Here is a 5391-nt window from a genome sequence, read left to right on the forward strand (position 1 = left end):
TGTGTATACGAGCCCGAACCCGCGCTCGTCCACGTTGCGGCACGCCGCGCTACGGCCCGCGGATGGCACCGCTCCTTCTGCTTCCGGATCGAGCGGTTCCGGGGCACCAAGCACAAGCCGGGACTGATGATGTCGCTCGACCGGGGCGGCCAATGTCGGGGCGTCGTCTTCAAACTGCCCCCGGACGATCTGGAAAGCCAGTTGGACAAGCTGGTGCGGCGTGAGATCACGGTGAAGCCACCCAACAACATCCCGCGCTGGGTCACCGTCGAAACGGATAAGGGATCGCTGTGCGCCATCGCCTTCGTGATGAACCGGCAGTCGCGCTTCTACACGGGCAGACTGCCACCTGAGGAGGTTGCCGACGTGCTGGCGGAAGCTTGCGGCCACTGGGGTTCCGGCGCCGAGTATCTCCACAACACAGTAGCGCATCTCGAGGAGCAAGGCATCCGCGATCGCAACCTTTGGCGGTTGCAGGCTCTGGTTGCGGAGCGGATCAGATCCAATGCATAGTGTGGCGCCTTGGGCCGAATGAAATGAAGGCCACGCGGGGACACGCTGCCGTGAGCGTCACAACACTGCTAGTGATCCTGCCGCTGATGGCGGCTTTCGTCTACTCGGCCCTTGTAGGCCTGGTGTATTTTTCCCAGCGTGCTCTCCTCTTTCCCGGCGCCACCGCCGCACCTACTCCAGAGCGTGCGCGCTGGGGCGAGAACGTATATATCCAGACGCCGGACGGAGAGGTGCTTCATGGGCTCTACAGCCAGGGCGAATCCGACAAGCCTTGCGTGCTACTCTTTTTCGGAAACGGTGACCTCGTCGACAATTACGGCTTTGTCGCGCGGGCGCTGGCCGCGCGAGGCGTTGGAATGCTGGCCATTTCCTACCGAGGCTATCCGGGATCGACGGGCTCGCCGAGCGAGGAGGGGCTGCTGACCGACGGCATCGCCGCGTTTGACTGGCTTTCGGTGCGCTCCACAAGCAAGATCATTGTGCTAGGTCGGTCGCTTGGCACCGGCGTCGCAGTGGACACGGCCGGGCAGAGGCCGGCCTTCGGAGTCATCCTGGTGTCCCCATACCTGTCGGTTGTGTCAGTGGCGCAGATGCATTATCCGCTCTTTCCGGTTGCGCTTCTTATAAAGGACCCATTCCGTTCAGACCTCAAGATCGCAAAGGTGAGACAACCGAAGCTTTTCATTCACGGTCGACGTGACGAGAGCATTCCCTTATCGTCGGGCGAGGCGTTATACCGCATCGCTCCCGAACCCAAGCAAATGCTGATCTACGACGACTCGGGTCACAACGACATTTTTAACGACAGCATGGTGGGCGACGTGATCCTCTTCATCGAGACGCTGAGAAGAGACGTCCCCTAGGCCTGTGACCATCTGAAATTGCGGCAATGACCATTTGAAAGCCAAGTGGTGACGGGAATGCGATGTCCCACCACAGGGCCGCTGGCCGACAATCGGCCCCAAGAGCCCGGCACGACCCCGGGCTCTTTTGCACGGGATCAATCCTTGCCCGCGCTGGCGAGCCCACGGATCAGTTTCCGCTCATTTCGGCGATCTTGTCGAGACCGGCTTTGTAAATGCCGCTGATGACGTCCTTTGCCTCGCTATCCGATTTACCCTTTGCGTCAAAGCTGCTTTTCCAGTCCACCCTGGTCCGATCTCCTTCTGCCGAGACGCTGATCGTGGCGCGATAGTTCTCAACGGGGAGCGGTGAATCGATGATCTCATAGGTGTAGCTGGTATCCGTGTGCTCGACGAGTTTCTCCTTGACTGTGCCGCCGTCGGAGGTCGTGAGCGTGCGATAGGTCGAACCACCTTCCTCGCTCTGCGCGCACTTCGATATGGCGGGATGCCAAGTCTGAATGGCGCAGAAGTCGCCGATCTTTTGCCAGACCACGTCCGGTTTGCCCGCCACGGTGGCGGAACTGGCGACCTCCAGCGCGGCGGCCGATTCGACCAGAAGGCCCATTGCTGCAATAGCGGCCGCCAGGGTTCTTAGAGTTCTTTTTGTCATCTGCGTGTTCCTCCCTACGATAGCCCCCTCACCATTTATTTTCTCATGAATGTCGGCTTCCCGATAGCGACGCATGCCCGAAGGCCGGCCCGCCGTGCGAAATAGCAACGCCCGCGTTGGCGCAAGAGAGCAATGACGAGCTACCTTGGCGAGTGACTGCTTACCCACCCTTCTCAGACCGGTGCCCGGTACTTCCGATGCATGACGGAAACGAGTTTGAAATTGGTTCGATTTGCAGTTCTTTCAGTCGTTTTTGCGCTACTCGCCGGTCCTTCTTATGGGTTGGCCAAGAGGGGACCGTTCTCGCTTGTCGATCTCATTTCGCAGACGTGTGCTAGAAGCACGTCGTCGGCTACGGAGCTGATACTGCGCAAAAAAAAAGGCCGCAGTAATGCAGTCTAGCGACTTTGAGGATCGTATGTGCGGTGCCTTCAAACAACAAAATCATGCTATGGTCCATCCGTTCGACAGAAAGGCACCAAGCATGACCGTTCGGCGAGACTTCACTTACGAGGAATGGAGCATCCTTTTGCAGCTCTACCGGCATGAGAACGCTGCATTGGCGGACGAAATTGATCGGAGGTTCGTCGAGCTTGGCGTTATTGAAAGAACTGCCGGCGCAAGAGGTCTCAGTGCCGCAGGTAAGCGTCTGGTTGAGCACGAGCTTCTGATGGAACGAAGGAACCGGCTTCAGCGATGACGGGTCAAGCAAGCGTAGGCCGCTTGGTCCGACGATAGCGGCTTGGAGGCATTGCCCCTGGACAGCGGGTCTGGGCGGGCGACCGACCCAAACGCATCGCCATCTCTGCGTCCGCTTTGAAGGTGCCGCAGGCTGGCGCCTTCAGTCCTTGCGGCTGGCTCCGATTTCTGATGTGGGGTCGCATTTCCCTTTGATGAATGCTCGGAAGCGATACCTGCGAATTGCAAAGCTGCGCCTTGCTAAGTCTACGTTCGCCATCACGAGTGGAAGCGGCGACTGCCGGCAGCGGCGTCACCGAAGCTCGCCAGCGAAATCGCGAACCGTCCCTTCAAGAGTGATTGCAAGAAGGCACCCGAACGATGTTCGGGTGCCTTCCTTCAATGGGGCCATCAACGACGGGGTCGTGGCAAAAGTGTCGTCCAAATAATCCTGCACTCGCGTTGGATTCGGGCAGACTGCCACCAGCTTGCGTTTCGCCGATCGCCTCTGGGCGCTCGCAGTACCGCGTAAACGACGGCGCGCGTCCTTGGCAGGGCTCATGGAACGTTTGAAGCGATCGACGTAGTCAGCGCTCCTCAGGCGGACGATGCTTCCGGAACATGAAGAGCAGCAGGACGTCATAGACGATCTTCAGCGCCGCTGCGGCGACGAGGGGCCAGCCGAAACTGGAAATAGACATCAGCCAGCCTGCAAGAAGGGGACCCGACGCCGCGGCCAGGCTCCGTGGAACGGCCGTGACGCTTGCCGCCGCCGCCCGTTCGCCGGGGGCGACGATCGCCATGACGTAGGAGGTGCGGGTCGGAACGTCCATCTGCGACAGGGCGCTCCTGATCAACAGGAGCCCAATGGCCTGAGCAAGGTGCGGCATGAAGGGAACGAGTATAAGGCACAGGCTCGAGGGCAGGTGCGTGAACACCATCGTGTTGACAAGCCCGATTCGCTTGGAAATGCGCACGGCTATAAGATACGATCCGGACGAAAGGACGCCCGTCCAGAAGAAGATGGCTCCAGTCGCAGCGAGCGATAGATCGAAGCGTTGGTAGAGCCACAGCGCCAGCAGCGACTGCACGATGAGACCACCGGCGAAGGCATCGAGGCTGAACAGTGCGGCAAGCGTCAGGACGATGGTTCTGGATTTTCCCAAGGGTTCCGCCGGTGCCGCAGTTGCATCAAACGGTTCGACCGGCAGCCGACGATAGAGGAACAGCGTAGCGAGCCCAAGCGACGCATAGAGCAGGAAAGCTGCCTGCAGGGCCCCTTTGATGTCCAGGCCGATAGCTTCGCCGAGAATATCGGGGGCTCCGGCGGCGAGCGCGCCAACGGCGCCGGCAAGCGAGCCGATAAGGCTGTATCGAGCGAACAGCGCCGTGCGATCACGGTCGGTAACGCTGTGGGCGAGTTGCGCGTGTTCTAAAGGCAAAAACACGCTCACGTCGCCGGAGGACGGGTTCAGCGTCCCGACGAATGCGATGAGAAGCAACGGCCAGAAGTCCTGGACAAGGGCAAAAGCGACGCCGGTCGCCATCATCAGGACGGCCGCTGCGATCAACAGGGTGCGGCGGGAGAAATGGTGCGCGACAATGCCGACAGTCAAGGTGAGCGCCGCCGAACCGGCGAGCGTCGCCGTCGCGAGGACGCCGATTTCGAACGCGTTGAAACCGAGAACGGCCAGATAGGCTGGAAGCAGGAGGCTGACAAGTCCATCGCCGAACGCCCGCAGCCCTCTCGACGTCAGCAGGTAGGCTGCTGTGGGCTGGGCACCGGCAGGCAGGAGTGTCTGCCGCTCTTTTCTATTTGTTCGGACAAAACGGCATTCGTTGGACCCCAAACATGCCTCCTTCCCGTACCATCGTTGCGGTGGACATCAGACCGATCCCGTCGCGACTCCAAAAAGCATGCCCAGGATCGAACACGCCGCAAGCACGGGTATCATGCCGATCTTGAAGCGGAACACCGCGAGCAAGGCACCCAGGGTCAGGACCAACGAGGCCATGTTGACCGAACTGAGCACAGGCACATCGACCGTCATGCCGAACCCGCGAACCTGATGCAGTTCCCCAAACAGGACATGAAGTGCGAACCACACGGCGAGGTTCAGGATCACGCCCACCACCGCCGCCGTGATCGCCCCCAGCGCCGCCGACAGAGCCCTATTGCTGCGCAGCGTCTCGATGTATGGCGCGCCGAGAAATATCCAGAGGAAGCAGGGTGTGAAGGTGACCCAGGTGGTGAGAAGGCCGCCGAGCGTGCCGGCCAGGAGCGGGTTGAGCGTCCCCGGCGCGCGATACGCACCCATGAATCCGACGAACTGAGTGACCATGATCAGCGGGCCTGGCGTCGTTTCCGCCATGCCGAGGCCGTCGAGCATCTCCCCCGGCTTCAGCCAGCGATAGGTGTCGACGGCCTGCTGCGCCACATAGGCGAGGACGGCGTAGGCGCCGCCAAAGGTCACCACGGCCATTTTCGAGAAGAACACGGCGATGTCGCTGAAGACATTGCCTGGGCCGAAAACCGCCAGCAAAGCCAGAACCGGCGTCAGCCACAGGACCAGAAACACGCCGCCCATCTTCAGCGACCAACTGAGCGGCGGGCGGGCATGAGCGGGAATGCCTTCGCCCAGCGCAGTCTCCGCGTCGGCGACCTGGTTGCCACCCACCTTGCCA

6 protein-coding genes are annotated in these 5391 nt (G+C 60.8%); 3 read left to right on the plus strand and 3 right to left on the minus strand.

What is annotated here, in order from left to right; all coding sequences use genetic code 11:
- A partial coding sequence (locus C9413_RS27020) for a gamma-glutamylcyclotransferase (protein WP_170251148.1) occupies nucleotides 1-513 on the plus strand: 513 nt, incomplete at its 5' end.
- A 50-nt stretch (nucleotides 514-563) separates the two neighbouring features.
- Complete coding sequence (locus tag C9413_RS27025; protein WP_039846717.1) at nucleotides 564-1376, plus strand: alpha/beta hydrolase; 813 nt, start codon at nucleotides 564-566, stop codon at nucleotides 1374-1376.
- A 169-nt stretch (nucleotides 1377-1545) separates the two neighbouring features.
- Here C9413_RS27025 and C9413_RS27030 read toward each other — a convergent pair whose 3' ends face one another.
- Complete coding sequence (locus C9413_RS27030; protein WP_039844664.1) at nucleotides 1546-2028, minus strand: SRPBCC family protein; 483 nt, start codon at nucleotides 2026-2028, stop codon at nucleotides 1546-1548.
- Between the two features lie 391 nt (nucleotides 2029-2419).
- On the opposite strand from C9413_RS27030, the gene C9413_RS27035 reads away from it, so the two are divergent.
- Nucleotides 2420-2728 carry a hypothetical protein gene (locus tag C9413_RS27035; RefSeq protein ID WP_223843983.1) on the plus strand — a complete coding sequence of 103 codons (309 nt, stop codon included), beginning with the start codon at nucleotides 2420-2422 and terminating at the stop codon, nucleotides 2726-2728.
- Nucleotides 2729-3293: 565 nt separating this feature from the next.
- Here C9413_RS27035 and C9413_RS27040 read toward each other — a convergent pair.
- The gene (locus C9413_RS27040; protein WP_039846719.1) at nucleotides 3294-4499 is read right to left on the minus strand and encodes an MFS transporter; all 1206 of its coding nucleotides are present in this window, start codon (nucleotides 4497-4499) and stop codon (nucleotides 3294-3296) included.
- Nucleotides 4500-4592: 93 nt separating this feature from the next.
- Nucleotides 4593-5391 (minus strand): chromate transporter (locus C9413_RS27045; protein WP_170251149.1); only part of this gene is annotated, 799 nt, incomplete at its 5' end.

This window comes from Rhizobium sp. SEMIA 4085 (genome assembly GCF_013004495.1).
Lineage (GTDB): Bacteria > Pseudomonadota > Alphaproteobacteria > Rhizobiales > Rhizobiaceae > Rhizobium > Rhizobium gallicum.

Bases quoted from the DNA above. Each gene is read 5' to 3' on its own strand.
- C9413_RS27030 (WP_039844664.1), bottom strand. From the start codon at position 2,028: ATGACAAAAAGAACTCTAAGAACCCTGGCGGCCGCTATTGCAGCAATG.
- C9413_RS27035 (WP_223843983.1), top strand. From the start codon at position 2,420: ATGCAGTCTAGCGACTTTGAGGATCGTATGTGCGGTGCCTTCAAACAA.